Origin of the sequence: Lentzea indica (genome assembly GCF_012184385.1) — a bacterium.
GTDB classification, from domain to species: domain Bacteria; phylum Actinomycetota; class Actinomycetes; order Mycobacteriales; family Pseudonocardiaceae; genus Lentzea; species Lentzea indica.
This window is the reverse complement of sequence record NZ_VSRL01000127.1, coordinates 1-26,030: the sequence shown is the minus strand read 5'-3', so window position 1 is coordinate 26,030 and position 26,030 is coordinate 1. Positions and strand designations below refer to the sequence as shown.

The 26,030-nt window shown below is 68.4% G+C and carries 32 protein-coding genes and 1 pseudogene; 11 read left to right on the top strand and 22 right to left on the bottom strand.

Annotation, left to right across the window (positions count from 1 at the left end; all coding sequences use genetic code 11):
* A partial coding sequence (locus FXN61_RS29290) for a nucleotide disphospho-sugar-binding domain-containing protein (protein ID WP_376770763.1) occupies nt 1–235 on the top strand: 235 nt, incomplete at its 5' end.
* Between the two features lie 35 nt (nt 236–270).
* The gene (locus tag FXN61_RS55750) at nt 271–1,416 is read left to right on the top strand and encodes a glycosyltransferase (protein ID WP_167977231.1); all 1,146 of its coding nucleotides are present in this window, start codon (nt 271–273) and stop codon (nt 1,414–1,416) included.
* A 17-nt stretch (nt 1,417–1,433) separates the two neighbouring features.
* On the opposite strand, the gene FXN61_RS29280 is transcribed toward FXN61_RS55750, so the two are convergent.
* From FXN61_RS29280 to FXN61_RS29260, 6 genes are all read right to left on the bottom strand, one after another.
* Nucleotides 1,434–1,817: an STAS domain-containing protein gene (locus FXN61_RS29280; protein WP_167977230.1), complete on the bottom strand. Its 384-nt coding sequence runs from the start codon at nt 1,815–1,817 to the stop codon at nt 1,434–1,436.
* Between the two features lie 100 nt (nt 1,818–1,917).
* Nucleotides 1,918–2,286 carry a response regulator gene (locus FXN61_RS29275; RefSeq protein ID WP_312878075.1) on the bottom strand — a complete coding sequence of 123 codons (369 nt, stop codon included), beginning with the start codon at nt 2,284–2,286 and terminating at the stop codon, nt 1,918–1,920.
* On the bottom strand, nt 2,283–3,308 hold the full coding sequence (locus FXN61_RS29270) for a PAS domain-containing sensor histidine kinase (RefSeq protein ID WP_312878074.1): 1,026 nt from the start codon (nt 3,306–3,308) through the stop codon (nt 2,283–2,285). The genes FXN61_RS29275 and FXN61_RS29270 overlap by 4 nt, the downstream gene beginning before the upstream one ends.
* A 16-nt stretch (nt 3,309–3,324) precedes the next feature.
* Nucleotides 3,325–3,696 carry an ATP-binding protein gene (locus tag FXN61_RS52900; protein ID WP_246292149.1) on the bottom strand — a complete coding sequence of 124 codons (372 nt, stop codon included), beginning with the start codon at nt 3,694–3,696 and terminating at the stop codon, nt 3,325–3,327.
* A gap of 70 nt (nt 3,697–3,766) precedes the next feature.
* Nucleotides 3,767–4,387 (bottom strand): response regulator transcription factor, encoded by a 621-nt coding sequence (locus FXN61_RS29265; protein ID WP_167977229.1) that lies wholly within the window; start codon nt 4,385–4,387, stop codon nt 3,767–3,769.
* Between the two features lie 5 nt (nt 4,388–4,392).
* Nucleotides 4,393–5,388, bottom strand: coding sequence for an FAD-binding oxidoreductase (locus tag FXN61_RS29260; RefSeq protein ID WP_167977228.1), 996 nt, complete (start codon nt 5,386–5,388; stop codon nt 4,393–4,395).
* Between the two features lie 70 nt (nt 5,389–5,458).
* Here FXN61_RS29260 and FXN61_RS29255 point away from each other — a divergent pair, with 70 nt between their 5' ends.
* Both FXN61_RS29255 and tuf read left to right on the top strand, forming a co-directional pair.
* Nucleotides 5,459–6,328, top strand: coding sequence for a LysR family transcriptional regulator (locus FXN61_RS29255; protein WP_167977227.1), 870 nt, complete (start codon nt 5,459–5,461; stop codon nt 6,326–6,328).
* Nucleotides 6,329–6,535: 207 nt separating this feature from the next.
* Entirely contained in the window at nt 6,536–7,717 is a 1,182-nt protein-coding gene (tuf, locus tag FXN61_RS29250; protein ID WP_167977226.1) for an elongation factor Tu, read from the top strand.
* Nucleotides 7,718–7,793: 76 nt separating this feature from the next.
* On the opposite strand, the gene FXN61_RS29245 is transcribed toward tuf, so the two are convergent.
* On the bottom strand, nt 7,794–8,372 hold the full coding sequence (locus FXN61_RS29245; RefSeq protein WP_167977225.1) for a hypothetical protein: 579 nt from the start codon (nt 8,370–8,372) through the stop codon (nt 7,794–7,796).
* 378 nt (nt 8,373–8,750) lie between these two features.
* On the opposite strand from FXN61_RS29245, the gene FXN61_RS29240 reads away from it, so the two are divergent.
* On the top strand, nt 8,751–9,164 hold the full coding sequence (locus FXN61_RS29240) for a hypothetical protein (RefSeq protein ID WP_223165644.1): 414 nt from the start codon (nt 8,751–8,753) through the stop codon (nt 9,162–9,164).
* On the opposite strand, the gene FXN61_RS29235 is transcribed toward FXN61_RS29240, so the two are convergent.
* The 7 genes and pseudogenes from FXN61_RS29235 to FXN61_RS29205 form a co-directional block, all read right to left on the bottom strand.
* Nucleotides 9,156–9,821 (bottom strand): DUF6766 family protein, encoded by a 666-nt coding sequence (locus tag FXN61_RS29235; protein ID WP_167977224.1) that lies wholly within the window; start codon nt 9,819–9,821, stop codon nt 9,156–9,158. The two genes, FXN61_RS29240 and FXN61_RS29235, sit on opposite strands and share 9 nt — an antisense overlap.
* A 27-nt stretch (nt 9,822–9,848) precedes the next feature.
* Nucleotides 9,849–10,799 carry a TIGR03557 family F420-dependent LLM class oxidoreductase gene (locus FXN61_RS29230; protein ID WP_167977223.1) on the bottom strand — a complete coding sequence of 317 codons (951 nt, stop codon included), beginning with the start codon at nt 10,797–10,799 and terminating at the stop codon, nt 9,849–9,851.
* Nucleotides 10,796–12,552: pseudogene (locus FXN61_RS29225) on the bottom strand (thiamine pyrophosphate-requiring protein). Before FXN61_RS29225 ends, FXN61_RS29230 begins: the two are co-directional and overlap by 4 nt.
* Nucleotides 12,549–13,271, bottom strand: coding sequence for a metallophosphoesterase family protein (locus tag FXN61_RS29220; RefSeq protein ID WP_167977222.1), 723 nt, complete (start codon nt 13,269–13,271; stop codon nt 12,549–12,551). The pseudogene FXN61_RS29225 and the gene FXN61_RS29220 overlap by 4 nt, the downstream one beginning before the upstream one ends.
* Nucleotides 13,268–13,516: a BON domain-containing protein gene (locus FXN61_RS29215; RefSeq protein ID WP_167977221.1), complete on the bottom strand. Its 249-nt coding sequence runs from the start codon at nt 13,514–13,516 to the stop codon at nt 13,268–13,270. The genes FXN61_RS29220 and FXN61_RS29215 overlap by 4 nt, the downstream gene beginning before the upstream one ends.
* A complete protein-coding gene (locus FXN61_RS29210; RefSeq protein ID WP_167977220.1) occupies nt 13,479–14,069 on the bottom strand; it encodes a nucleotidyltransferase family protein in 591 nt (196 codons plus the stop codon). Before FXN61_RS29210 ends, FXN61_RS29215 begins: the two co-directional genes overlap by 38 nt.
* A gap of 36 nt (nt 14,070–14,105) precedes the next feature.
* Nucleotides 14,106–14,612: a GNAT family N-acetyltransferase gene (locus FXN61_RS29205; RefSeq protein WP_223165643.1), complete on the bottom strand. Its 507-nt coding sequence runs from the start codon at nt 14,610–14,612 to the stop codon at nt 14,106–14,108.
* Between the two features lie 86 nt (nt 14,613–14,698).
* Here FXN61_RS29205 and FXN61_RS29200 point away from each other — a divergent pair, with 86 nt between their 5' ends.
* Nucleotides 14,699–14,923: a zinc-ribbon domain-containing protein gene (locus FXN61_RS29200; protein ID WP_167977218.1), complete on the top strand. Its 225-nt coding sequence runs from the start codon at nt 14,699–14,701 to the stop codon at nt 14,921–14,923.
* Between the two features lie 61 nt (nt 14,924–14,984).
* Here the strand turns inward: FXN61_RS29200 and FXN61_RS29195 are convergent, their stop codons facing one another.
* Complete coding sequence (locus FXN61_RS29195) at nt 14,985–15,569, bottom strand: DUF998 domain-containing protein (RefSeq protein ID WP_167977217.1); 585 nt, start codon at nt 15,567–15,569, stop codon at nt 14,985–14,987.
* Nucleotides 15,570–15,706: 137 nt separating this feature from the next.
* Here FXN61_RS29195 and FXN61_RS29190 point away from each other — a divergent pair, with 137 nt between their 5' ends.
* A complete protein-coding gene (locus FXN61_RS29190) occupies nt 15,707–16,390 on the top strand; it encodes an SRPBCC family protein (RefSeq protein ID WP_167977216.1) in 684 nt (227 codons plus the stop codon).
* Entirely contained in the window at nt 16,387–17,214 is an 828-nt protein-coding gene (locus FXN61_RS29185; RefSeq protein WP_167977215.1) for an alpha/beta fold hydrolase, read from the top strand. Before FXN61_RS29190 ends, FXN61_RS29185 begins: the two co-directional genes overlap by 4 nt.
* Here FXN61_RS29185 and FXN61_RS29180 read toward each other — a convergent pair.
* From FXN61_RS29180 to FXN61_RS29170, 3 genes are read right to left on the bottom strand one after another with little or no spacing between them, the layout of a single operon-like run.
* A complete protein-coding gene (locus tag FXN61_RS29180) occupies nt 17,124–18,329 on the bottom strand; it encodes an MFS transporter (RefSeq protein WP_167977214.1) in 1,206 nt (401 codons plus the stop codon). The two genes, FXN61_RS29185 and FXN61_RS29180, sit on opposite strands and share 91 nt — an antisense overlap.
* A 28-nt stretch (nt 18,330–18,357) precedes the next feature.
* Nucleotides 18,358–18,822 carry a Pr6Pr family membrane protein gene (locus FXN61_RS29175; RefSeq protein ID WP_167977213.1) on the bottom strand — a complete coding sequence of 155 codons (465 nt, stop codon included), beginning with the start codon at nt 18,820–18,822 and terminating at the stop codon, nt 18,358–18,360.
* Between the two features lie 20 nt (nt 18,823–18,842).
* The gene (locus tag FXN61_RS29170; protein WP_167977212.1) at nt 18,843–19,241 is read right to left on the bottom strand and encodes a DUF2000 domain-containing protein; all 399 of its coding nucleotides are present in this window, start codon (nt 19,239–19,241) and stop codon (nt 18,843–18,845) included.
* Nucleotides 19,242–19,291: 50 nt separating this feature from the next.
* Here FXN61_RS29170 and FXN61_RS29165 point away from each other — a divergent pair, with 50 nt between their 5' ends.
* A complete protein-coding gene (locus tag FXN61_RS29165; RefSeq protein ID WP_167977211.1) occupies nt 19,292–20,053 on the top strand; it encodes an AraC family transcriptional regulator in 762 nt (253 codons plus the stop codon).
* A 4-nt stretch (nt 20,054–20,057) separates the two neighbouring features.
* The gene (locus FXN61_RS29160; RefSeq protein ID WP_167977210.1) at nt 20,058–22,655 is read left to right on the top strand and encodes an AfsR/SARP family transcriptional regulator; all 2,598 of its coding nucleotides are present in this window, start codon (nt 20,058–20,060) and stop codon (nt 22,653–22,655) included.
* Here FXN61_RS29160 and FXN61_RS29155 read toward each other — a convergent pair.
* The 4 genes from FXN61_RS29155 to FXN61_RS55740 are packed head-to-tail and all read right to left on the bottom strand — an operon-like array spanning nt 22,624 to nt 25,005.
* The gene (locus FXN61_RS29155; protein WP_167977209.1) at nt 22,624–23,646 is read right to left on the bottom strand and encodes an FAD-dependent monooxygenase; all 1,023 of its coding nucleotides are present in this window, start codon (nt 23,644–23,646) and stop codon (nt 22,624–22,626) included. The genes FXN61_RS29160 and FXN61_RS29155 overlap by 32 nt on opposite strands.
* Before the next feature lie 42 nt (nt 23,647–23,688).
* Complete coding sequence (locus FXN61_RS29150) at nt 23,689–24,291, bottom strand: DUF305 domain-containing protein (RefSeq protein WP_167977208.1); 603 nt, start codon at nt 24,289–24,291, stop codon at nt 23,689–23,691.
* Between the two features lie 4 nt (nt 24,292–24,295).
* A complete protein-coding gene (locus FXN61_RS55745; protein WP_312878073.1) occupies nt 24,296–24,610 on the bottom strand; it encodes a carbohydrate-binding protein in 315 nt (104 codons plus the stop codon).
* Nucleotides 24,589–25,005, bottom strand: coding sequence for a lytic polysaccharide monooxygenase auxiliary activity family 9 protein (locus FXN61_RS55740; RefSeq protein WP_312878072.1), 417 nt, complete (start codon nt 25,003–25,005; stop codon nt 24,589–24,591). The genes FXN61_RS55745 and FXN61_RS55740 overlap by 22 nt, the downstream gene beginning before the upstream one ends.
* Before the next feature lie 384 nt (nt 25,006–25,389).
* Here FXN61_RS55740 and FXN61_RS29140 point away from each other — a divergent pair, with 384 nt between their 5' ends.
* Nucleotides 25,390–25,890: a hypothetical protein gene (locus FXN61_RS29140; protein ID WP_167977207.1), complete on the top strand. Its 501-nt coding sequence runs from the start codon at nt 25,390–25,392 to the stop codon at nt 25,888–25,890.
* Nucleotides 25,891–26,030: the final 140 nt, after the last annotated feature.

The window sequence follows — 26,030 nt, the reverse complement described above, 5'->3', positions numbered from 1 at the left end:
CGAGCCGGGCCGCGACCGGACGGTGCACGCGACCATGATCACCGCACGCGGAGCCGGGCTCAAGGCGGCTCCGCGCGAGGTCACGCCGGAGCTGCTCACCCGGCTGATCGAGGACTCGAAGCTGCAGCGGGCCGCGGGTGAGGTTCGTGACGAGATTGCCTCGATGCCCTCACCGGCGGACGTCGCCGATCAGTGGGAAAGCCTCAGCCGTTGGGGTCGCGACCCGCGAGATTGACCCCGGCGTAATAAGACCGCGCCTAATGTGATCGTGTGCGCATACTCTTTTCGAGCTTAGGCTCGCACGGACACACGTACCCGTTACTCCCGCTCGCGATCGCCGCCCGCGAGCAGGGACACGACATCCTCTACGCCGTCGATCCCGGGTTTCACCCGACGGTGGAAAAGCTGGGTTTCACGGCGGTCGACGCGGGCGTGAGCATCGGGGACGCCTTCCGCCAGGTCAACGAATTGCACGGCACATCGGAGTTTCAAAGGGAAATGCTGCGGCAAACTGCCGTTGAGGCCTTCGGATCTGTGCTGCCGAGGGCCTACGCGACCGACCTGAAGCCGGTGCTGGAACGGGACAAGCCCGACCTGGTCGTCTTCGAGATCGTCAACCCCGGCGCCGGTCTCGCCGCCATGCGGGCGGGGATCCCCGCCGTGTGCCACGGTTTCGGCAAGATGGACGAAACAACGGTCCCGGAGGCCATGAGCGACCTGTTGCTGGAGTACGCCGCCGAACTCGGTATCAGTGTGCCGAATGGGCAGCATTACGGACTTGGATCACCGTACATCGACGTCTTCCCGCCGTCTTTGCAGGATCTGGCGTATCTCTCCGAAGTGGAACGAATTCCGATGCGGCCGACGCCGTTCGCCGAACCCGGTGAACTGCCCGGCTGGGTGACCGGGCACGAAAAGCCGCTGGTGTATCTGACGTTCGGCACCGCGTTCGCGAACGAGGACCTGCTGCGGACCGCGATCGCCGGACTGTCGGGGCTGGACGCCGAGGTGCTGGTCGCGACCGGGCCGCTGGTCGAGCCGTCCGCGCTGACCGACGTGCCCGGCAACGTGCACGTGCTGCAGTGGGTGCCTCAGGCGGATCTGCTCGCGCACGCAGATCTCGTGGCGCACCACGGCGGCTCCGGCACCACCGTGGCCGCGATGACGCACGGCGTGCCCCAGCTCGTGCTCCCGCAGGGGGCCGACCAGTTCCGGAACGCCGAGATCGTCGCGAACGCCGGACTGGGCGCACAGCTCGTCGGCGAGCAGTTCACGGCGGACGCGATGCACGAGGCCGTCCAGAAGCTGCTGCGGGACAACGACGTGCACGCCGCGAACGCGGGCATCGCCGCAGAGATCGCTGAGATGCCGCACCCCGATGACGTCGTGCCGAAGCTCGTGGAACTGGCCGGCTGACGCGGCGGAACCGGTGCCTACTCGCTGGGCACCGGTTTCAATGCTGCCAACGCCTCGTCCACCGAGTCGTGCAGCGACAGCACGTCGGCCACTCCCGTGACCTGCAACGGTCTCCTCACCGCGCGATGCGGTGCGACGACGTGGAAGCCCGTGCCGTGCTTTTCGGCGAGCTCGTGGGCGGTGATCAACGTGGAGATGCCGGTCGAGCCGAAGAAGCTGACCTCCGTGAGGTCGGCGACCACGGCGGGTCCACCGGACTCGACGCCGAGACGAAGCGCGTCCAGCACCACGTCGGCAGTGTCGACGTCGATCTCGCCTTCCACCGCGACGACCACCACACCGGCGATGTCTGCGGCACGCACCGTGAGCAGCGGTGACTCCTTGAACCGATCTTCGTTCACCAGCACTCCCCGGTGGCCGAAGCACATGGATACCGGTCCGAGCACCCTGCTGAACCCGGCTGAGACTTCGACGTTACGGCTGTTGGATCCACACCACAACCTATTGCACACCCAAACGCCGGACGGCGGCGACCAGCTCGGTGTTGCGGACGCCTTTGGCCACGTAGTCGGACACGCCCGCACGGCGCATCTCGTCGACCGCACCAGAATCGGTGTAGGCGGAGAACGCCAGGATCCGCGTGGCGGGCGCGTGCTGCAGGATCTCGGCCGCCGCGTACGAGCCACCGCCGAACGGCATCCGGACGTCGAGCACGACCACCGCCGGCGAGTGCCGTTCAGCCAGCTCGACCGCCTCGCGGGCGTCCGCGGCGACCGCCACGACCTCCAGGTCCGGCTCGTCGTCGAGCACGTCGCGCAGGACGTCCCTGATCAGGGGATCGTCGTCGGCGATCAGCACACGGACGATCACGGCCGCACGTCCGGCAACCAGAACTCGACCACCGTGCCCCCGCCGTCCTGCCGTGTCACGGTGCACCAGCCTCCAGCGGCCTCCGCTCGTTCCCGCATCTCGATCAGGCCGAAGTGACCCGCGTTCGGGTCGAGATCGGGCAGCCCGACGCCGTCGTCCACGACCTGGACCAGAAACCCGCGATCCACTGTGGACAGATTGATCGTGACGGACGAGGCACGCGCGTGCTTGCGGACGTTGGTCAACGCCTCCTGGCAGACGCGGAAGATCGTGATGGCCGCGTGGTCACCCGGATCGCGTTCGAGCTCGTTGTGGATCTCCCCCGTCATGGCGGTGTCGGCGAGGTACGCGGCCAGCAAGTCCCGCAGCCCCTGCCGCTCGATGCCGGGCGGGCGGACGCGGAACACCAGGTTGCGCAGCCTGCTGATGGCGGTGCGCACCGCACCGTCGAGCTGCTCCACGGTGTCGCGGTGCTCGGCGGGCACCTTGCGGGCGAGCAGCTGCAGCCGCATGTCGACAGCGACCATGGCCTGGATCGTGTCGTCGTGGACGTCCCACGCGATGCGCTGGCGCTCCTGCTCCTGCGCCTCGACGAGGTGCGCGAGCAGCCTGCGCCGGTCGGTGAGCTGCTGCTCGGCGCGCCGCCGTTCGGTCATGTCGCGGGTGACCTTGCCGAACCCGCGCAGTTCACCGGTGTCGTCGTAGAGCGCTGTGATGATCACGTTCGCCCAGAACCGGGTGCCGTCCTTGCGCACCCGCCAGCCCTCGTCCTCGAGCGCGCCCTCTGCCTTCGCGACCCGCAGCTCCCAGTCGGGCTTGCCGGACCTGACGTCCTCCGGCGGGTAGAACGCCGAGAAGTGCCGTCCGATGATCTCCTCGGCGGCATAACCCTTGATGCGCTCGGCACCGGCGTTCCAGCTCACGATGTGCCCGCCGGGGTCGAGCATGAAGATCCCGTAGTCGCGCACGCCCAGCACGAGCAGCCGGAAGAGGTCGCTTTCCCGCCAGTCGTCCGGTTGCACGGCCTCATCATGGTGGTCAAGCCGTCAGCTCACACCAGACGACCTTCTGACCAGCACGTTCCGCGACGCCCCACCTCTCGCCGAGCTGGGCGACGAGCTGGAGTCCCCAGCGTCCGGCGCGCAGCTCGGGGTGGGCAGCGTCGTCGTCGACGACCTCGACCAGCACCCGGTCATGACCACCGACGAGGCGCACGATCGGACGGCCGCTGCCGTGGCAGACGGCGTTGGTCGTGAGCTCGTTGACGATCAGCACGACGTCGTCGTGGTTGCCGAGATAGCCGCAGATCCCCGCGACGCGGCGGGCGAAGTCGCGGGCCAGCGCCACACCGCCGCGCCGGTTCGTCTCCGGGAGTGAGAACTCGGCTTCGGTGAGCGAACTCGTGGCCACGCAAGCACAGTGCACCAGCGGAGATCGCGGAAGCAGACGCAGGTGACTCAGGCCGCCTGGTGCAGTTGCATCAGTCGAGCAGGCCCTCGCGGCGCGCGATGGACACCGCCTCCAGCTTGGAGCGCGCGCCGAGCTTGTCGAGCACGCGCTGCACGTGGTTGCGCGCGGTGTTGCGGGCGACGCCGAGCCTGCTGGAGATCTGGTCGGTGCCCGCGCCGTCCGCAAGCAGCAACAACGTCTCCTGCTCGCGTGCGGTGAGCGTGGCGCCCGCGGCCCTGACCCTGCCTGTCAGCCGGTCCAGCACCCCCGCCAGCAGCTTCGGGTCGAACACGACCTCTCCTGCCGCGACCTTGCGCACCGCCTCGACCAGCTCGTCCAGCCGCGCCGACTTGAGGATCAGCCCTGCCCCACCGGCCTCGGCGACGCGTGCGGCGACCGACGCCGTGGCTTCACCGGTCAGCACCAGCACCTTGGCGCCACCTCTGACGAGCTCCGGGATCAGCGCGGTGCCGTCGCCGTCGGGGAGTCTGCGGTCGAGGAGGACGATGTCGGGCCTGCCACGACGGATGTCCGCGAGCGCGGCCACGACGGTGGACGCGCGGGCGATCACCTCGATCCCGGCGCCTTCCAGCGCCAGCCCGATCGCCTCGGCGACCATGTCGTGGTCCTCCACGAGAACCACTCGGGTCATGCACGTCAGCGTACGGCGTACCTGAAGTTCCGCGACCGTCCGACGACGAACGACCGCACCACGTCGAACACCTCCGCGTGCTGCTTTTCGACGTCGAGCCGCGGCGAGATCAGCTTGAGCAGATGGGTCGCTTCGGTCTTGAGCGCGCCGCCGAGCGGGATGATGCCGAGGAAGATCGGCACGCTGGAGTTGGCGGCCATTTTTCTCACGCCGTGCAGCGCGTCCAGCGGCAGGTCGTTCAGCAGGACGTTGTCGCCCTGGTAGGTGTGCGGCGGCAGTGGTTTGCCGGCGGCTTCCGCGAACGGCTTCGCGCTGAGTTCCTCGCTCAGCCTCGGCGCGACACGCAGGTGGTCGATGTCGAACGGTTTCGTGCTCGCGTAAGTCACACGCACCACCTCGCCAAGGGTGGTGAGCGTCGGCGTGACGTGGTCAGGCAGGTCCCACGTGTGGAACGCCTCGAACACCGCTTCCGCGTGCCCGGCGTCGAAGAACATCTCGCCCGCGTGGACCTGGTCGACCTCGACGAGCTCGAACTCCAGCGCGGTGATGACGTCTCCGACCTTCTCCGTTCCGCGGACGCGATCGCTCGCGAAGCCGAACTCGCGCGCCAGCACGCTGTACCCGCCGCCGAGCGTGTAGCCCACGACGCCGACGTCACTCGCGTCGCCGCTGAGCGGGGCGAGTCCGTGTGGCGCGGCTTTGTCGATCACCTGCTGCCACACCGCGCCGGCTTCCGCTTTCGCGGTCCTGGCCGCCGGGTCGATCTCGACCCCGTTCATGCGCCGGGTGGAGATCAGGACGCCGGTGGTCGTCGTGGTCAGGCCGTGGCCGGTGGCCTGGATCGCGTACTCGTGGCCGTGGGTTTCGGCGTAGCGCACGGCTTCCTCGACGTCCTGCGCGTTCTCCACCGCGAAGATCACCTGAGGTTCGTGGCGGAGTCCGGTCTGGAATCCGCTGCGTTCGTCGTCGTAGCCGGTGTCGCCGGGATAGAAGATCTGCATGTCTCCAGCGTGGTCGACCTGCATCTATATGTCCAAGATCTAGTTGTGCTCAGTTCTATAATCACCGCTTATGGAGCTTCGGCAGCTTGAATACTTCGTCGCGGTCGCGGAGGAAGCCTCGTTCACGCGCGCGGCGGAACGGGTGCACGTCGCGCAGCCCGGTGTCAGCGCGCAGATCCGGCGGCTGGAGCGGGAGCTCGGGCACGATCTGCTGGACCGGTCGGGGCGCACCGTCACGTTGACCGACGTGGGCGCGGCGGTGCTGCCGCTGGCGCGGGCGGCACTGGGTTCGGTGGAGTCGGCCCGGCGCACCGTGGAGGAGATGGCCGGACTGGTGCGCGGTGTCGTGCGCGTCGGGATGGTCGTGTCCTGCGGGATCATGGACCTGCCTGAGCTGCTGTCGTCGTTCCACTCCTCGCACCCCGACGTGGAGATCACGTTGGTGGAGGCCAACTCCGACTCGTTGATCGAGTCCCTTGTGGATGGCCGGCTGGACTTCGCTCTGGTCGGGTACGCCGGTTCGACACCTGACGGGCTGTCTGTGCGGGTGCTGGCCGACGAGCCGCTCGTGGCCGCGGTCGCTGCTTCGGATCCCTGGTACGGCAGGGAGTCCGTGACGCTGGACGAGTTGCTGGAGCGCGGGTTGATCAGCCTGCCACCGGGAACCGGGCTGCGTGGGGCGTTGGACGAGGCCTGCGGTTCGCGCCGGCCGCGCATCGCGTTCGAGGCATCCGCGCCTCCGATGGTGATCACGCTGGCGCAACGCGGACTCGGCCCGGCGATCCTGGCGTTGTCGATGACCGACGGGTTGCACGCCGTTCGGATCACCGACCCTTCGCCGTGGAGCCGGCTCGCCTTCGCGTGGCGCACGGAAGGCCCGCACAGTCCGGCCGCGCGGGCGTTGATCCGGCTCGTGGAAAACCAGGTGACAGCGAATTAGGGCTCTGTCACGATCATCAGCATGTTCCTGACGGCTGAGTGCAACACGTTCGCAGGTGTTCCTGCGGGCGCGCTCGCCGTTGCCTCGGCACAGCTGGCCGGCGCCCGACTCTGACCCTTCTCCAGTCCCTCCTTCAGGACCGCTGGGGGAGGGTGGTTGCGGTCCAACGGTTCTGAACCTCCAGCTGTTCTTCCGAGGAATAGGGCGATGAAGCAAGAGTTCGTGCGCGCCAAGCCGCACCTCAACATCGGCACCATGGGCCACGTCGACCACGGCAAGACCACCCTGACCGCCGCCATCACCAAGGTTCTGTCCGAAATGGACCCTTCGGGCACCACCTTCACGGCGTTCGACCGCATCGACCGCGCGCCGGAGGAGCTGGCTCGCGGCATCACGATCAACATCGCGCACGTCGAGTACGAGACGCCCACGCGTCACTACGCGCACGTCGACATGCCCGGCCACGCCGACTACGTGAAGAACATGATCACGGGTGCGGCGCAGCTGGACGGCGCGATCCTCGTGGTGTCCGCGGAGGACGGCACGATGCCGCAGACGCGTGAGCACGTGGTGCTGGCGCATCGGGTGGGCGTGCCGTACGTGGTGGTGGCGCTGAACAAGGCCGACGCGGTGAGCGACCCCGAGCTGCTCGACCTGGTGGAGCTGGAGATCCGTGACCTGCTCTCCCAGTACGGCTTCGACGGCGACGCCACGCCGGTGGTGCGGGTGTCCGGCCTGCGCGCCCTGCAGGGCGACCCGTCGTGGACGGAGTCGGTGGTCCGGTTGCTGGAGGCGGTGGACGAGCACATCCCGGTGCCTTCGCGTGACCTGACCGGCCCGTTCCTGATGCCGATCGAGAACGTCATGACCATCACCGGTCGCGGCACCGTCGTGACCGGCGCGGTCGAGCGCGGTGTGCTCGGCCTCGGCGACACCGTCGAGGTGATCGGTCTCGGTTCCGCGGTGACCTCGGTCGCCACGGGCATCGAGACGTTCGGCAAGCCGATGCAGCAGGCCCAGGCGGGAGACAACGCCGCGGTGCTGCTGCGCGGGGTGAAGCGCGGCGAGGTCCGGCGCGGCCAGGTCCTGGCCCTGCCGGGCAGCGTGGCGCCGCACACCCGGTTCCGCGCGTCGGTGTACCTGCTGTCCCACGCGGAGGGCGGCCGGCACACCGGTATCGCGTCGAACTACCGCCCGCAGTTCCACTTCCGCACCGGCGACGTCGTCGGTGTGGTGGAGCTCGACAGGACGCTGGCCATGCCAGGTGACACCGTCGAGGTCACGGTGGAGCTGGGCAAGGCGGTGGCCATGGACACCGGGCTCGGCTTCGCGATCCGCGAGGGCGGCAAGACCGTGGGTGCCGGCACGGTCGGCGAGATCCTCGCCTAGGGCGGTGGTGACGACCCGAGAAGGTGGTCGCGCTGCCTTGGAGAGGCGCGGCGGGACAGGTGTCCCGCCGCGCTTTTCACTCTTGGCCGAGCCAGCGTTGAAGAGTGCGCAGCCGGTCGGCAGGAAACGGTCCGGCGTCCCATTGCCGGGCGTACCCGGCCTCGCCCAGCCGGGTCAGCAGTGCCTGCGCCGCAACGGCCACCGTGCGCACGAGACTGCGCAACGGCAGGTCGGCGGAGAGGACGAGGTTCCCCAGGTCGTCCGGCGAGTTCGCCGAGCGGTCGGGAAGAACCAGAAGCCGCACGTGGGCCTGGGTGTCCACCGAGATCAGCCAGCGGAACTCGGTCGGCTCGGCGTCCCAGGAGACCCGTACGTGCCGGCCGCCGGTGGTCAGGGTCACCAGGGCTTCGAGCAGATCGTCCAGCGCGGGTGTGAGGAACGAGGCGTGCAAACGCCGCTGCCCGCGACTGTCACCGACCACCACGAGCAGCCAGCCCACGTGGACCAGTTCGGCGGTGAAGGTGAACGTGTCAGGTGGGCGAAGTCTTGTGCGGGGCGGGGTCGCGGCGAGGAGGCCGCGGAGATCGACGTTGTCCGGACTGGAGATCGAGCGGGCCAGGTAGAGCTCATCGAGCGGCCGGACGAGCGCGAGCAACTCGCGGGCGCCTTGACTGGCAAGGCGTGCAAGGCGGTACGCAGAACGGCGCGTCCCTCGGCCGGGTCGTCCGACGGGCAGCACGGATAGGGCACTGGATCGGACTCGGCGCGGGCGATCACGCCAGCCGGGCCGTGCACGAACCGGGTCCACTCGGCGAGGGCTTCTGCGATCGCTCCTGGATGGAAGCGCGTGCGTTCGAGCTCAGCCATGGCACGCGATGTGGATGCGGAAACACGGGAAACTTGACGGATCGGCTGCCTCTGCCGAATCGGCTGGCGAGCGCGAACCTGTGCGGGGCGCCTACGCGGCATGGCCCTTTCTGGTGGTCATGGCCGCCATTCTGCCGGATCCGAGTCGGCGGAGCAGACTCCTGGGATGAACCCGGTTCTGGAGCTGTTCCGCCGCGCCGCCGCGACCGACGACGCCGACGCGATGCGAGAAGGCGTCGAGTTGATGTTCGGCGATCTGGACGCCGAGTCCGAGTACGAGCTCCGAGCGCCCGACTACGTGATGGAGATGCCGCAGTCGGGGGAACGCATCCGCGGCAGGGACAACATGCTGGCGATGCAGTCCAGCTTCCCCAAGCCGCCCTCGATCACGTTGAGACGGGTGGCCGGTGCCGGGAGGTTCTGGACGGTCGAAGGCGTCAACGACTACGGCGACGAGGTCTGGCACGTCATCGTCGTGTGGGAGCTGAACGACGACGGGCGGATCCTGCGCGACACCCGGTACTACAGCCAGAAGTTCGATCCGCCGGAGTGGCGGCGCCACTGGGTGGAGCTAGCCTGACCTGTCGCTGACCGAGTGCGCGGCGCCGACCGGCTTCGACTCGGGTGAACCGCGCTGGCGCAGGTAGACGCTGAGGATCGCCATCGACGCGATGGCGAGGAACTCGGACTGCCAGTTCTGCAGCGACCGGTTCCAGAAGTCCGAGCTGAAGAAGTACTGGACCAGGCCCATCTTCTCGGCCAGCGGGTCGGAGTTGTTGGCGTACCAGCCGGTGATCCACTGCATGGTCCACGAGAACAGGAACAACGCGAGCATCGCGAGGCCGAGCGACTTCGAGTACAGCGCCGTGCGCCAACCGCCGGCGCGCGCCCACTTTGGCGAGGACTCGCTCACGTGCTCGCCCAGTTGCTGCTCGCGGTCGCTCTCCGGACCGACCTTGTCGAGCGGCTTCGACTCGGGAGAACCTTTTTGGATCAGCCACACGGTGGCCCAGACGTACAGGAAGAACTGCAGGTACTCGGACTGCCAGTTCTCCACCACGTCGACCCAGTAGTCCGCGGAGAACAGGTACGGCCCCAGTGCCAGCTCCGGCTGACCCAGGGCAGCCTGACGCTCGTTGTAGTCGGCCTGTCCGGCGAACAACTGGCCGACCAGCGCGGCCAGGAAGAGCCCGGCGAAAACGAGCGTCAGGCTGTGCTCGCGCAGGAATCTCCTCATAGGACCGGGTGCCCCGCGCATCTGCTGCTAAACATCGATCAACGGCACGACTTCCTTGGCCCAGAACTCGAAGAACTCCCGCTGTGAAGGCCCGATCTGCTGCACATAGACCTCGTCGAACCCGGCCTCCGCGAACTCCTTGATCTTCTCCGCGTACCGCTCGGGATCCGGGCCGCAGGGAATCGCCTTCCGGATCATCTCCGGCGTGACCAGCTCCGAGGCCTGCTCGAAGTGGCGCGGTGTCGGCAGCACCTGGGCCAGTTCGCCGGGCAGGCCGTCGTTGGGCCACAAGCGATGCGCGGTGGCCACAGCGTCCTCTTCGGACTCCGCGTAGCAGACCTTCAGCCCGCTCTGGGCCGGTCCGCGCCCGCCTTCCGCACGGTACTGCTTCACCAGGTCACCGGAAGGACCGACGCAGATGTAGCCGTCACCACACCGCGCCGCGAGCTTGACCGCCTTGGGCCCGAACGCGGACACGTAGATCGGCACCGGCCGTTCGGGCATGGTGTAGATCCGCGCGTTCTCGACGGTGTAGTGCTTGCCGTGATGGGTGAGCTCGTCGCCCTGGTGCAACGTGCGGATGACGCCGATCGCCTCCTCCAGCATCTCGAGCCGCACGTCGGCCGACGGCCAGTGCGTGCCGAGCACGTGCTCGTTCAGCGCCTCGCCGCTGCCGACGCCGAGCACGAACCGGCCCTCGCACTGCACGGCCGCCGTGGCCGCCGCCTGCGCGATGACCGCCGGGTGGATGCGGACGATCGGGCAGGTGACGGCGGTCGTGATCGGCAGGGAGACCGTCTCGGACAACGCGCCGATCGTGCCCCACACGAACGGCGACTGGCCTTGCTCGTCGTTCCACGGGTGGTAGTGGTCGGAGATCCACAACGCCTCGAAGTCCTGCTCCTGCGCCATCTTCGCGTGGCGGACCAGGTCACGTGGTCCGTGTTCTTCCGAGGACAGGAAATAGCCCAGTTTCACGGCAGCAACTCCTGGATCTTGGTCTGCAGGCCTCGGCGCAGCACCTCCCAGGCGTCGGGATCGCCGCGCAGCACCGCCTCGGTCATGTCCTTGATCTGGTCGAACGTCGCGTGCGGCGGGATCGGCGGCACGTTCGGGTCGCAGCGCACGTCGAGCACGACGGTGCCTTCCGAAGCGAGCGCGGTCTCCCAGGCCGTGCCGAGCCGGTCGGCGAGTCGACCTCGATGCCCTGCAGGCCGATCGAGCGCGCGTAGGCCGCGTACGACACGTCCGGAAGTGATTGCGACTCCTCGAACTTCGGTGCGCCGCCCATCGCGCGCAGCTCCCACGTGACCTGGTTGAGGTCGTTGTTGTGGAACACGCACACAACGCATCGGATGCCGTAACGCTTGAGCGTCAACAACTCCGCCATGCCGTTCATCTGCATCGCGCCGTCACCGACCAGTGCGATCAACGGCCGGTCCGGCTGGGCGAAAGCGGCACCCAACGCGTAAGGAACCGCGCAACCCATCGTGGCCAGGGTGCCGGACAGCGAGGACCGCACGCCCTCCCGGATCCGGAGCAGCCGCGCGTACCAGTTCGTCGCCGAACCCGAGTCCGCGGTGACGATCGCGTTGACGGGCAGGCGTTTCGACAGCTCCGACACGATCCGCATCGGGTTGACCGGATCAGCGGGCACTTGGGCCTGCCGCTCCACGACCTCCCACCAGCGCTCGACGTTCGACTCGATCTTCTGCCGCCACGAACGGTCGGTCTTGCGTTCCAGCAACGGGATCAGCGCGCGCAACGTCTCCCGCGCGTCACCGACGAGGTTGACCTCGGTCGGGTAGCGCATGCCGATCGCGCGGCCGTCGACGTCGATCTGCACACCGCGCGCCTTGCCGAACTGCGGCAGGAACTGCGAGTACGGGAAGTTCGAACCGACGATCAGCAACCGGTCGCAGTCACGCATCAACTCGTACGAGGGCCTGGTACCCAGCAGCCCGATCGACCCGGTGACGTACGGCAGGTCGTCAGGCAGCACGTCCTTGCCCAGCAACGCCTTCGCGACACCCGCACCGAGCAGGTCGGCGACCTCGCGCAACTCGGCAGCAGCCCCGCGGGCGCCCTGGCCGATCAGGATCGCGACCTTCTCGCCCGTGTTGAGCACGTCGGCCGCGCGCCGCACCTCGTCGTTGGCCGCCACGACGCACGACGACGGACGGGACGGCGGGCTGGACGGGACGTACTTGAACTCGTGCTTGGGCGGCTCGTACTCCTGCTCCTGCACGTCGTTCGGGATGATCAGCACGGCGGGCGCGCGATCGGCCTGTGCCGTGCGCATCGCCCGGTCCAGCGCGTTCGGCAGTTGCTCCGGCACCGTCACGTCGACGAGGTAGGAGGCGACGTCGCGGAACAACGAGTGCAGGTCGACTTCCTGCTGGTAGCTGCCGCCCTGCGCGGTGCGGGCGGTCTGGCCGACGATCGCGACGACCGGCACATGGTCGAGTTTCGCGTCGTACAACCCGTTGAGCAGGTGGATCGCGCCAGGACCTGACGTCGCCAGACACACGCCGACGTCATCGCTGAACTTCGCGTAGCCCACCGCGGCGAACGCGGCCATCTCCTCGTGGCGGGTCTGGATGAAGGCAGGGTCGTTGTCCGCCTTGCCGAACGCCGCGACGATCCCGTTGATGCCGTCGCCCGGATACGCGAACACCTGCTTCACGCCCCAGTCGCGCAGGCGTTGCACGATGAAGTCACCGACGGTCATGCGTTCGCACCTTCCATCACGTAGACGGTGTACGCGGAGCGGATGATCGGCTGTGCGACGTTGCGCACCCGCACCCCGCCCGGTGTCATGCCCTGCTCGGTGCCGAAGTGCGCGTGACCGTGCACGGCCAGATGCGTGCCGGTGGCGTCGATCGCCTCGCCGAGCAGGTACGAGCCTAGGAACGGGTAGATCTCCGGCGGTTCACCGCGCAACGTGTCCGGCACCGGCGCGTAGTGCGTCAGCGCGACCTTGATGTCGGTGTCCAGTTCGGACAGTGCGCTCTCCAGGGTCTCCGCGATGTCACAGGTGTGCTGGATGAACGCCTTCATCTCACGCTCGCCGAACGCGCTGCCACACTTGCCCGCGAACCCGCCGCCGAACCCCTTGACCCCGGCGACGCCGAGCGTGCAGCCGTTGATCGTCGTCTCGTACGTCGTGCCTTCCAGGACGTGGATGCCGTTGTCCTGCAACGTCTTGGCGACTTCGAGCGGCTTGTCGTCCTGGTGGTCGTGGTTGCCGAGCACGGCGACGACGGGCACCGGCAGGTCCGCGAACTCGTCCGCGACGACCTGGGCCTCGGTGACCGTGCCGTGCCGGGTCAGATCACCGGCCAGCAGCAGGACGTCCGCGTGCTCGCCGACCTTCTCCAGCGCCGGGCGGAGCCTGCCCCGCATGTCCTCGCCGAGATGGATGTCGCCGACAGCTGCGATCCGGATCATCGCAGGTCCTCCTCACCCTCCGGTTCTCCCGCCGGCGTCACGCGCACGTCGTTGAAGATCGTCAGCTGGGGCGCGGCCTCGTGCAGCACCTCTTCGAGCGCCCTGCGCCGGTCCGCGCACGCCACGTCGCCGGAGAGCATCACGTGATCTCCACGCACGGTCACCCGCACTCCGAGCTCGGCCGTTCTGGGGTCCTCCGCGACCGCCCTACGCAGGTTTGCCGCGAGGTACTGCTCGGATTCCATTGCCCCTCCCGATGATCTCCAGGCGTTCGATGAGCACCAGGAACGCTTCGGCGTACGGAGAGTGCTTGGTCTCCTCGCGCACCTGTTCCCAGTCGATCTGCTCTCTGAGGGCGCGGGCGAACGGCAGCAGCTCGCTGAAGTCGCAGCGGTGCCCGTCCAGCACGAGCAACTTGCTGCTCAGGACGAACGTGGCCGGCATGACCGGCAGCATCACCGAGCCGACGGGCATCTCCTCGGCCATCGCCAGGATCTCGTCGGTGACCGGGCGTTCGTTGGGCCGGAACAGCAGGTCCACCAGCGAGTCGCCGTCGTAGACCTTGAGCAGCCAGTCCTCCGGCGGCTCGGCCGCCCTGAGTCCGCGCTGCACGAGAACGCGGACCGCCTCGGTCGCGTCCTGCTCACGCACCAGCAGATCAACGTCGTGCTCGGTCGCCGGACCGCCCCGCGCGTAGCCCGCACACCCACCGGTCAGGGCGAACGGGATCTCCGCACTGCGCAGGGCGTTGGCGACTTTGGTCAGCGTCCGCAGCAGCTCGTCCTGCACGTCGCTCATGCCATGCCGGTTACCCGGCTGCCCTTGAAGCGAACCTCAGACCCGATCAGTCGCGAGCCGCGCGTGGGTCTCGGTGTCGTACCGCACCCCGTCGTAGAGCAGCCGGGCCCGTTCCACACCTTCCGGCTGGAACCCGGCCCCCAGCGCCACCCGGCAGGACGCCGGGTTGTCCAGCCGATGCGCCAGCTCCAGCCGGAACAGGCCGAGCTCGGCGAAGGCGAACTCGCTGACCGCCCGGCAGGCCTTGGTCGCCAGGCCCTTACCGCGGGCCTCTTCCCGCATCCAGTAGGAGACCCAGCCGGTGAGGTGGCGGCGTTCCACGCTCGACACGGTGACGTTGCCCACGGGCACGCCGTCGTCCAGCACGGCGAAGGTGTACGCCGTGTCGTCCACTCGACGAGCCGTGAGCGTCGCGATCCACTCCTCCGCGGCGGCGAGCGAGTCGATCGGAGAGGTGAACTGGCGACCCAACATCGGTTCGCCGGCCACGGCCAACATGACCGGTGCGTCGTCGGGGCGCCAGGGCCGCAGCAGGGTGTCCACCTGTCCACCTTCTGAAGATGGCGGATCCATCGCAACTCAGACGGGACGTCAGACGTCAAAGAGACAGCCAACCCCAGGGAGCGCAGATGGTGATTTTCGGCTGGCGGACGACGATCGAGCAGCTGCGGATGCTGACGTTGGTGTGCGGGCACTGTCACCACCAGGCCGCGCACAACCTGTTCCGGCGCTACACGAAGCCGACCATCTTCTTCATCCCGCTGTTCACGATCAGCAGCAGGTACGGGCTGCAGTGCACGTTCTGCGGCGTGTCCTACGACATCAGCAAGATGCACGCCCATCAGCTCGTGTGACGGCAGGCCTCACAGCCGGACGCGTACTCGTCGGTGGTGACGCGCCCGCACTCCGGGCAGATCAGTTCGAGTAGGCAGGCCGGCTCAGCCTCAGGGACACGATCGAGGTCCAGATCCAGCCGATCGTCGCCACCACGTAGAGCAGCACGGTTCCGCCGGGGTTGCCCAGGAACGCCATCGGCACCATCAGGAGCACGCCCGTCAGGCCGCTCACCACCGCCAGCCATCCCCCGAGCCTACGCGCGAAGACGAAGCACGCACCGACCCAGCCGATCATGGCGAGAACGAACGCCACCGCGTGCAGCGCGCCGTGCCAGGAGAGCGACGTCGGTGGCGCATCCGGTGTGCCGACCGGGAAGCCCAGTGCGGGATCGGCGACGAACACCCCGCCGAGGATCATCCCCACGCCCATCAGACCGATCAGCCGCGCACCCCACTTCGTGTGCTTGGCCATGCCCGTGGCGGCGATGACGAACAACGCGCCGCTCACGACGAAGTTCGCGATCTGGATCCAGCCCAGCGAGCCGAGGCTGAGCATGCTGAACGGGTGCCGCGACAGGTCGAAGCCCTCGCGGGTGAAGGCCTGGGCGTACCCGACGACGAGGTAGAGCGGGCCGGCGACGACGCCACACGCGATGCGGGACATGGGTTCCTCCTGACGAAGTTGGTGGCGAGAACGGAACCACCGACAAGCTTTTTTGTCAAGACTAGCGACACTGTCTTGACTAAGAGAATCGTCGGAGCCAGGATGGGACCATCCGCACAGCCACGAGGGGAGAACTGATGGGCCACGCGTTCGAAGGCACCGACGAGATCGAGGTGCCCGCGTCCGTAGAGGACGTCTGGGAGGCCATCGCGACAGGTCCGGGCATCGACTCGTGGTTCATGGGCCGCAACGAGGTCGCGAACGGGCAGGTCAAGATGGCGTTCGGCGGGTACGAGCCGACCTCGACCATCACCGCCTGGGATCCGCCGCACCACCTCGCGTACGACAGCGGCAAGGCGCCCGACGGCCGGTTCATCGCCTACGAGTTCCTCGTCGAGGGCCGCGAGCACAGCAGCACCGTGCTGCGGATGGTGACGAGCGGCTTCCTGCCCGGCGACGACTGGGCCGACGAGTTCGAGGCCATGACGCTGGGCGGCGCGCTGTTCCGGCGCACGCTGGCCGAGTACCTGCACCACTTCGCTGGCCGCACCGCCCGCCCTCTCACGGTGTTCGGGCCGATGATCAGCGACTGGGACGCGGCGTGGAAGACGCTCGACGCGGCGCTCGCCGACAAGCTCCCCGGTGCCGTCGAGTACCACCGCAACGCCCACACGCTCGGTCTGCGCACCGAGCGGGGCATGTACCGCTTCCTGCGCGGGTTCCACGGCCCGATGATCGCCGCGCACCACGTCTTCGAGGGCGACGAGTCCGAGCAGGACTGGCAGAGCTTCCTCGACACCACCCTGGGAGAGCAGAAATGACGCGCTTCACGACCTCCGCCGACGGCACCGAGATCGCGTACTCGATCACCGGTTCCGGCCCCGCGCTGATCCTCGTGGACGGCGCGATGTGCCACCGCAGGTTCGGACCGACCACCGAGCTGGCGTCCGTGCTGGACAAGAACTTCACCGTCCACACCTACGACCGGCGCGGCCGCGGCGAGACCGGTGACGGCGCGACGCCGTGGTCGCTCGAGCGCGAGGTCGAGGACATCGACGCGTTGATCAAGGAAGCCGGCGGGTCGGCGTTCGTGTTCGGCGTGTCCTCTGGCGCGGTTCTGGCTCTCGAAGCCGCGTCACGGCTGCCGGGCATCACCCGGCTCGCGATCTACGAGGCGCCGTTCGTCGTTGACGACACCTACACGCCGCGGCCCGCCGACATCGTGCAGCAGATGAACGACCTGCTCGCTCGCGGCGACCGTTCCGGCATGCTCTCGAAGTTCATGAAGATGGTCGGTGCTCCCGGCTTCGGCGTCGCGATCATGAAGCTGACCCCGATGTGGAAGAAGCTCAAGCCGGTCGCGCACACGTTGCCGTGGGACCTGCGCATCCTCGGTGACGACGGCCGCGGCTCGAAGCTGCCGGCCGACCGCTGGAGGGTGAAGGTGCCGACGCTCGCGATGGACGGTGGCAAGAGCCCCGACTACCTCCGCAACACCATGAAGAACGTCGCGGAGGTGCTCGGTCCGGACACGGAGTACCGGACGCTGCCCGGTCAGACGCACATGTACAAGTCGTCGGTCATGGCGCCGGAGCTTGTGGAGTTCTTCTCACGGGCCCAGCGCACCGCCGGCCCCATCGCGTAGCCGGCGACGACGAACAGCCCGCCGACCACGAGCCAGCCGATCGCGCCCCAGCCGAGCACGACGGTGGTGAGCAGGGCGGGGCCGACCATGCGGGCGACGGCCGTTCCGGTCGCGAAGAAGCCCTGGTACTGGCCCTGCCGGTCGGCGGGCGCGAGGGAGAAGCTGATCTCCCACGCCCCGGAGGCGAGCATCATCTCGCCGAGCACCTGCAGCGCGGCGGCCGCGATCAGCAACGCCGCCGCGGGCCAGGCGCCGAAGCTGAACGCCGTCACCGCGAAGACCGCGCAGGACGCCAGCATGATCAGCCCGGCGTGCCTGACGAGCGTGGACGCCTGGCCGAGACCGTTGGCGCGCTTGGCGATCCGCACCTGGAACAGCACGACGGCCGCGGTGTTGAGCACCAGCAGCGCGGCCGCGAGCCACGTCGGCGCCTCGGTGCGCTGCACGATCCACAGCGGGATGATCAGGCTCAGCAGCGGCATGTAGAGCAGCATCACGGCGTTGATCAACGTGATCAGCGCGTACGGACGGTCCTTCAGCACGTCGAACTTGCCCTTCGCGCGAGTCATCACGGTCTCCGGCAACGTGCTCAGAATCGCCGCGGCAGCAAGGAAGCTGAGCACGTCGAGCACGAACACGGCCGTGTAGGCGGCTTCGGTGCCGAGGTGCAGCGCGAACCCGCCCGCCGCCGCGCCGATCGCGATGCCCGCGTTGGCCGTGGATTGGATCCGTGCACGGGCCCGCGTCCGTTCCTCCTGCGTGGTGAGGCCGGCGAGGAGGGCCTGCCTGGACGCCTGCAGTCCGCTCTGGAAGCTCGCGTAGAGGCACATGACCAGCACGAATGCCGCGAAGTTCCGGGTGAAGAGCAGGATCGCGATGCTCGTCGCCGTCGCAGCGGCCAGCACAACCGCGGTGGTGCGGGGGCCGAGGCGGTCGGCGAGGTGGCCCAACGCGACACCCGCGACGGCTCCGACACCCCACGCGAGGGTCAGCGCGAGGCCGACCCGTGCCGCGCTCAGGCCGACGATCTGCGTGAAGTAGAGGGCGGAGACGACGAGGAAGCCGCCGTCGCCGATCGAGTTCGTCAGCTGCGCGTACGCAAGTCGCCTGGTCATGTCTCTGACGGTAGGGCGACGATTGGCCCTAGTCGTGGGACAAGACCACGCTGCTTCTTTGGGCCAATTTGGTACCGACCCACGACACCGCGTAGGCCAGCGCCGCGATGACCATGACGACGAACACGCTGCTCAGGAGCACTTCGCCGGAGCCGTTCCGGCGCGGGTCGAGGAACGGATACGGGTACCAGTCCACGATCGGGCCCCTGAGCAGCGTGTACGCCACGTAGGCGAGCGGGAAGGACAGCCAGATCCACGCCCGTGTGGTCCGTTCTGGTGCGAGCAGCCACTCCACGATGACGAGGATCGGGACGATGACGTGCAAGACCCAGTTCGCGTAGGCCGGTGTCTGCACGTCAACGTCTCGCAGCAGCAGCGCGTACACGATGCCCGTCGTGGTCATGTAGAGCACGGCCGCGCCCCTGATCTGCGCGGACACCGGGCTGAACACGCCCAACAACGCCACACAGCCTGCGAAGACGTTGGACAGCACGGTGATAGAGCGTGCTTTCGTCAGGGGTGCATCCGGGCGCCTTTGAAGATTTTGTCGACGGCGTTCTTCTGGCCGTGCACCGCGATCCCGACGAGGTCGAGGTCCTGTGTGTGCACCTTGCGCACGGCGGCCCGGTTGTCGGTGTCGTTGCCGGTCGCGAACAGGTCAGCGGTGAAGATCGCCATGGGCTGGTTGCGGTTGAGGGCACGCTCGTGGGCCTTCTTGAGCAGCTCCTGGTCACCCTGGAGGACCACGACGGGCTGGCGGAACATCGGCAGGTAGTTGACGTCGTCGGCGTCCACGTACGGCTCACCGCGGAGTTCGTCGGGCAGCCCGCTGACGAGGAAGGCAGTGACGTTCAGCGCCTGCCAGCCGGCCAGGTCGTCGCGCAGCAACACAGCGATCTTGGTGTCGAACATGGCCACCACGATCGCGGGCCTGCGGCGTTCACGTCTTGTACGTTTTTGACATGAGCGTGGCCGCCTGGAAGCCGGCTGTGGAAGGCATCAAAGAGGCCTTCCACGCCTCCTTCACCACGCACGTCTACCCAGCGCACACGCACGACGCGTGGACGTTGATGCTGCTCGACAAGGGTGCGGTGCGCTACGAACTGGACCGTCACGAGCACGGCGCGCTCGTGGACGGCGTCACGCTGTTGCCGCCGCACGTGCCGCACGACGGCCGGTCCGCCTACCCGACCGGCTTCCACAAGCGTGTGCTGTACCTGGACGACTCGGTGCTGCCGTCCGGCCTGGTCGGCAAGGCCGTGGACACGCCGATGCTGGTCGATCCGCTGTTGCGGCAGCGCGTGCACCAGCTACATCTGGCGTTGGACGAGCCGTTCGAGGCGTCCAGCAGGCTGGCGTTGATCACCGAACGTCTCACGCATCACTTCGCGGGCACAGCGCCTGCCGTCCACGCGGATCCGACGCTGGCCGATCGGCTGCGGCAGCTGCTGGACGCGTCGCTGCCTGATGGGATGACCCTGAACGCGGCTGCTCAGGAGTTGCAGACGAGTCCGACGCACCTGGTGCGGGCGTTCAGCCGGCGGTTCGGGTTGCCGCCGCACCGCTACCTGACCGGGCGCCGGGTTGATCTCGCGCGCGGGTATCTGGTGGAGGGACGTTCGGCTGCGGAGGCGGCGGTGCTGGCCGGGTTCCACGACCAGTCACATCTGACGCGCCATTTTCGCCGTGTCCTGGGTACGAGTCCCGGCCGGTTCGTACGCTGACACCGTGCACGTCGGCATTCTCGGCCCAGTAGAGGCGCACTCCCCGGACGGCAAGCTCGCGGTGGGTGGCCCACGTCCGCGCACCCTGCTGGCGATGCTCGCGCTCCGGGTGGGCGACGTCGTCCCGCTCGACCGGCTGGTCGACGAGCTCTACGGCTCTGAGCCACCTGCCGACGCCGCCAACGCGTTGCAGGGCCAGGTCTCGCGGCTGCGCAGGGCGCTCGGTGACGCTTCGCTGATCGAGTTCCACTCCGCCGGCTATCGCTTGGCCCTCGCGGCTGACCAGGTCGACGCGCACCGGTTCGCCTCGCTGGCGGCGGATGGTCAGCAGGCGCTGGAGCAGGGTGACCCGCAGGCAGCGGAATCCCTTTTGTCCGAAGCACTTCAGCTCTGGCGTGGTCCCGCGCTCGCCGACGTCGACGCCGCGGACCACGCGACTCGGCTCGAACAACAACGGTCTTCCGCGGTGAGCGCGCTGATCGCCGCGCGGATCCGGCTCGGCAGGGCCGACGTGCAGGAGATCCAGGGTCTGGTGCGGCAGAACCCGCTGGACGAACGCCTGCGCGGCTACCTGATGCAGGCGCTGAACCAGCAGGGCCGCCAAGCCGAAGCGCTGCAGGCGTTCGAGGACGCGCGGTCGTTGCTCGCCGACGAGCTCGGCGCGGACCCGTCACCCGAACTGCGCGCGGTTCACGTGCAGATCCTGCGCGGGCAGACCCAGCGCGAGCTTCCGGCGCAGCTCACCAGTTTCGTTGGCAGGCAAGAGGAACTGCAGCGGATCGCCACGCTGACCTCACGGCTCGTCACGCTCACCGGACCCGGTGGCGCCGGCAAGACCAGGCTCGCGCTGCAGTCCGCCACCCCGTCCGCGATCTTCGTGGACCTGGCTCCCGCCAAGGACGTCGCCGCGGCGACGTTGCACGCGCTGGGTCTCAAGGAGACAGTGCTGGAACCGGAGGACCGGCTCACCCTTGCTCTGCGCGAGCGCAACACGGTGCTGATCCTGGACAACTGCGAGCACCTTATCGTTCAGGCCGCTCAGCTGGCGCAGCATCTGCTCAGCACCTGCCCGCGTCTGCGCATCCTCGCCACGAGCCGGGAGGCGCTGGGCATCACCGGCGAGACGCTGTGCCCGGTGCCGCCGCTGAACCCCGAGCAGAGCGTGGCGTTGTTCGTCGACCGGGCCCGTCTGGTGAACCCCGCGTTCGTGCGGGACCAGTACACTGTGGACATCTGCCGGGAGCTGGACGGGCTTCCCCTGGCGATCGAGCTCGCCGCCGCACGCACGCGCACGTTGACCACCCAGGAGATCGCGGACCGGCTGAACGACCGTTTCCGCTTGCTCACCAAGGGAAACCGCGCCGCCGCACCCCGCCACCAGACCCTGCGCGCCGTCGTGGAGTGGAGCTGGGACCTGCTGTCCGAGGACGAACGCGACTTGGCCGCTTCCCTGGCCACGTTCAGCGGCGGGGCGACACTGGAGGCCGTGGAACAGGTCGGCGGGCACGACATCGAGGTGCTGGAAGCGTTGGTGGACAAGTCCTTGGTGGAAGCCAACGACGGCCGCTACCGCATGCTGGAGACCATCCGCGAGTTCTGCTCGCAGCACAAACGGGTCGACGCCGAGCATACCGCGTACTTCCACGCGCTGGCCCGTCGCGCGGATCCCGAGCTGCGCCAACGGAACCAGGTGCGGTGGTTCGCGCGGTTGACCGCCGAGCACGCGAACCTCATGCAGGCCGTCGAGTGGGCCACCTCCCATGATCCGGAACTGGCTCTGCGGCTCGTGAGCGACCTGTCGTGGTACTGGTACCTGAAGGGCAGCCGCACGGAGGTCGAGGGCGTGGCGCGGAGACTCCTCGCGGTGGTGCCCGAGCAGTCCACCGAGGAGTACGCGATCCTGCTGGCACTCGCCGCTCCGGAACGCGTGCGGAACAAGTGGCACGAACTGCCCGGTCCGATCAAGCAGCCGTTCGTGCTGATCGCGTGGGCCATGCTCGACGGCCCGCCGGATCCCACCGCCCCGCGCACCCGGCTGCAGGACGAGATGGAACGCAGCGAGGACCCGTGGATCCAGGGCCTGATCGGCTTCAGCAAGTCCTACCTGAGCTGGGTGTCGACCGGCGACCGTGCGGCCGCGATCGAGCAGTCCCGCACGGCCCTGCACCAGTTCCAGTCGCTGGGTGAGCGCTGGGGTGCCGCGCAGGTCCTGGACGTGCTGGCCAACCTCACCGAAGACCCGCACGAAGCCCTCGCGCTCACCGACGAGGCTCTTCGGGCCGTCACGGAGCTGGGCGCCGCGGAGGAGATGGCCGAGTTCCGCGGCCGGCGCGCGGACCGGTTGCTCGACCTGGACCAGGACGAGGCCGAACGCGAGTACCACCAGGCGTTGGAGATGGCCACGCAGGCGGGCCTCGCCGCCACTCGGGCGCTCGCGAACGCCGGCCTGGCCAAGATCGCCCAGCGCAGGGGCGATCCGGCCAGGGCAGAGCAGCTGCTGCGGGAAGCTCAGCGGGAACTGGGGTTCGGGTGGATGCAGGAGTCGGCCAAGCAGTACGTCGAGGACGCGCTCACCGAACTGGCACGTACTCGGGAAGCTTGATCGCGGTCGCCCGGCGCAGGTCGATCCGCGCGAACACCGGCGCCTTCGGCAGCAAGCCGAACATCCGGTCCCGCACCCACATCCCGAGCCGGGTCGCGGGCGCGAGGAACGGCCCCGGGTTTCCCTGGCACCCCCGCGCGTACGGCCCGATCAGGGCTTCGTAGCGGGCGAAGGCGTCGCCTCCCGCGGCCATCTCCCCTGCCAGCACGTAGGCCGAGACGACCGCGAGCCCGGTGCCCATGCCGCCCAGCGTCGATCCGTACCCGGCGTCACCGATCAACGTGACCCGTCCGGAACTCACCGTCGGCATGCGGATCTGACTGATCGAGTCGAAGTAGACGTGCGGCGCCACCACCTCGTACGGCATCAGCTCTGGCGGCACCGAGGACTTGTACATGAGCCAGCCGGGTGCGGTGAGCACTCCCGGCGCACACGTCAGGTCGCGGTCGTCGCCGTCCGCGTCCCAGATCGCGAAGTAGTAGCCCATGAACTTCGGCCGGTACTCGGGAAAGACCAGTCGCCGCACCCCGGACCGCATCCCGTCCGCGCCGATGACGAAGTCGAACCGCCGCGAGGGCCCGTGCGCGAACGTCACGTCCACCCCGGCGCCGTCGTCGTGCAGCGAGGTGATCCAGTCGCCGAACACGTACTCGGCATCCGAAGCGCTCAGCTCGTACAACAACCGCGACAGGTCACCGCGCCGGATTTCCACTTCTCCCCCGGTGTACGAGGCGGGCATCCGGCACCGCTCGTGTCCGGAGGGGTCGCGGAACACCATGTCCGGCAACGAAGTCTGCTCAGCGCGCACCGCGTCGAGCACACCCATCCGCCTCAGCACGGACAGGTGCGCCTCGCCGCGGAAGTCCACGGCCTGACCGCCGGGCCGCAGCGCCGGCGCCCGTTCCACGACCGTTGCGGAGAAGCCGAAGCGGGACAACCAGTGGGCGAGGGCGGGCCCGGCGATTCCCGCACCTGAGATCAGAACGTCCATGCACGGGATGCAACGCCGGGCCGCTGACCGAACGCCTACCGATCACTGTTCGTTCATCAGCGCCAGCATCTGCGAGACCTGGCCCTGCCGGGACTGCACGACCCTGTCGGCGTACGCCATGGTCTCCGGGTTCGAGCCGTCCTTCTGCTCCGTGCGGGCCATCTCGACGGCGCCGCCCTGGTGGCCGGTCATCAGGTTGAGGTAGGTGAGGTCGAACTCGGCGCCGTTCTTCTCCTTGATGTCGCTGACGACCTTGGCGTCGAGCAACGGCAGGCCGCCGTGCGCGGCGTGCACGTTGGGATCGGTCGACGGGTTCTCCGGTTTGCCCCAGAGCTTCAGCCACGACTTGAGCATCGTGAGCTCCTCGCGCTGGGTGGTGTCGATGGCGCCGGCGAGTTCCTTGAGCTGCGCCTTCGAGGCCTTGGCCTTGGCCACCTGAGCCAGGTCGACGCCCTGCTGCAGGTGGGCCACCATCATCTGCGCGAACATCACGTCCGCGTCGTTGAACCTCGCGCTGGCGGCCGGAACGGGTGGTGCGGCGGAGGTGGCGCCGTGCCCGTGGGCCTGCTGGCCCTCCGGCACGATCGCCTCTCCGCCGCACCCCGCCAGCGCCAGGATCGCGACCGCGATCACCAGGCGCTTCATCAGCTCAGATCCGCTCCCACAACGAGGCCGCGTTCGGCGGCTCCCAGCCGGTCAGCGAGGTGTGGGCCTGCCGGCACCGGTAGGAGGCGCCGCTGTAGGTCACCGTCGCGCCGGTCGCGTAGTACGTGTTCGCTGCCCACGTGCCACCGACGGGCGGCGGCGTCGGCGTGGTGGTCGTGGTGGGCGGCGGCTGGGTGCCGCCGCCACCGATGTTGAGGTCGATGCAGGAGTAGAACGCGTTCACCGTGTCGCCGATGTTCCAGATCGCGTAGAGCTTCTGGCGGCCGGAGAACCCGCTCAGGTTGATCGTGTGCCGCACCGGGTCGACCGGCGCGGCGTTGCCACGTCGACGTAGTGGACGCGGGTGTTGCCGATGTAGTACTCGTAGTCGCGCGTGCGGTGCCGGGCGGTGAACGTCCAGCCGATCGTCAGGCTGGTACCGGTGCTGGTCACCTGCCAGCCCTTGTTGTCGTCGTTCAGCACTTCGAAGTCGCCGCGGCTGCCGCTGCAGTTCTTCAGGCCCTTGGGACCTTCCGCGCTCTGCGGCTCCCACTGGGGAGCGCCACAGTCTCGAACGGTCCCCGCGGCACACTGCGCCGCACGACTCGGCGGCGACGACACGTAACCATGCGCATTGGCCGAACCGACCGGCGTGATGAACACGATTACCGGGACGGCGGCCATGACCAGGGCCGCTTTTCGGGTGAGTTTCATCGTCCGAACTCCTTGGATCGTTCCCAGGCAGGGTGGACCCCGTGACAGGGGCGGGAACCGGGAGCGCAGTGGCGTGACCCGAAACGTGGGCGGTGAATTCACGCTCAGCAGGACGCCTCGCGGCAGTCTGACCGCGAATTCCCACGGCAACGTTTCGGGCCACGCCACTGAATCGCTCGCCGATCCAGTTTCGGTATGGTCTAGACCATAAACCTGGGCTTGGAAAGTGGTCAAGCGGTCACCGGATGCGAACGGAAAATCGGTGGCTGTCAACAAGTCCACACGAACGAGTGGTCCTGTCACCGGCGAACCAGGTCACCGGATCGGACCAATCACGCCGCCGGTGCCGCGTGCAAACCCGCAGCCGGGTGGGTAGTCCCTGACATGCGCGATTTCAACCAGCCCGTCAGGGCGACCGGGCCCGGTGTCGTCGCCGACGGACCGACCGGAGCGGCGACTGTGCTCGTGATCGATCCAGCCGGTGAGGCCCCGCACGACGGAATCCCGGCCACCTGGCGAGAGCTGACGGACCGCCTGCGGATCGTCTGGCTGCGCGTGCCTGCCGCGCCGGAGTGGAAGTCCACTGTGGACAAGGTGCTGAGCATGCACAGGGACGACGCCATCCGGGCCGTGCTCGACGTGGTCACCAGCGGGCCGATGGCCGCCGACGTGATCGATCTCGTGCGCCACCACGAGAGCCTCGTCCGCACGGTCCTCCTCGTCGACCCGGAGATCGAGGTCGACGAACCGTTCGCCCGCGTGGTGGTGCGCAGCTATGACGGACCGGACGACCGCATCCCGGCACCGCTCCCGCTCGGCCACCCCGACGTGGTGTTCGGCGTGGTCGCGGCGCTCAACGAACTGAGGTCAACTACGCGGCCCTGAAGGGTCGAGCTTGAGCGCTCGGTCCCGGTGGGGCGTTGTTCGCGTTCCTCGTCCACGGCTGGCTGCGCGTGTGCGGGCCGCATCTACCGATGGCTGTTCAGGCAGCTGCCGGGTCGGGCACGTTGACGTGTACCCACACC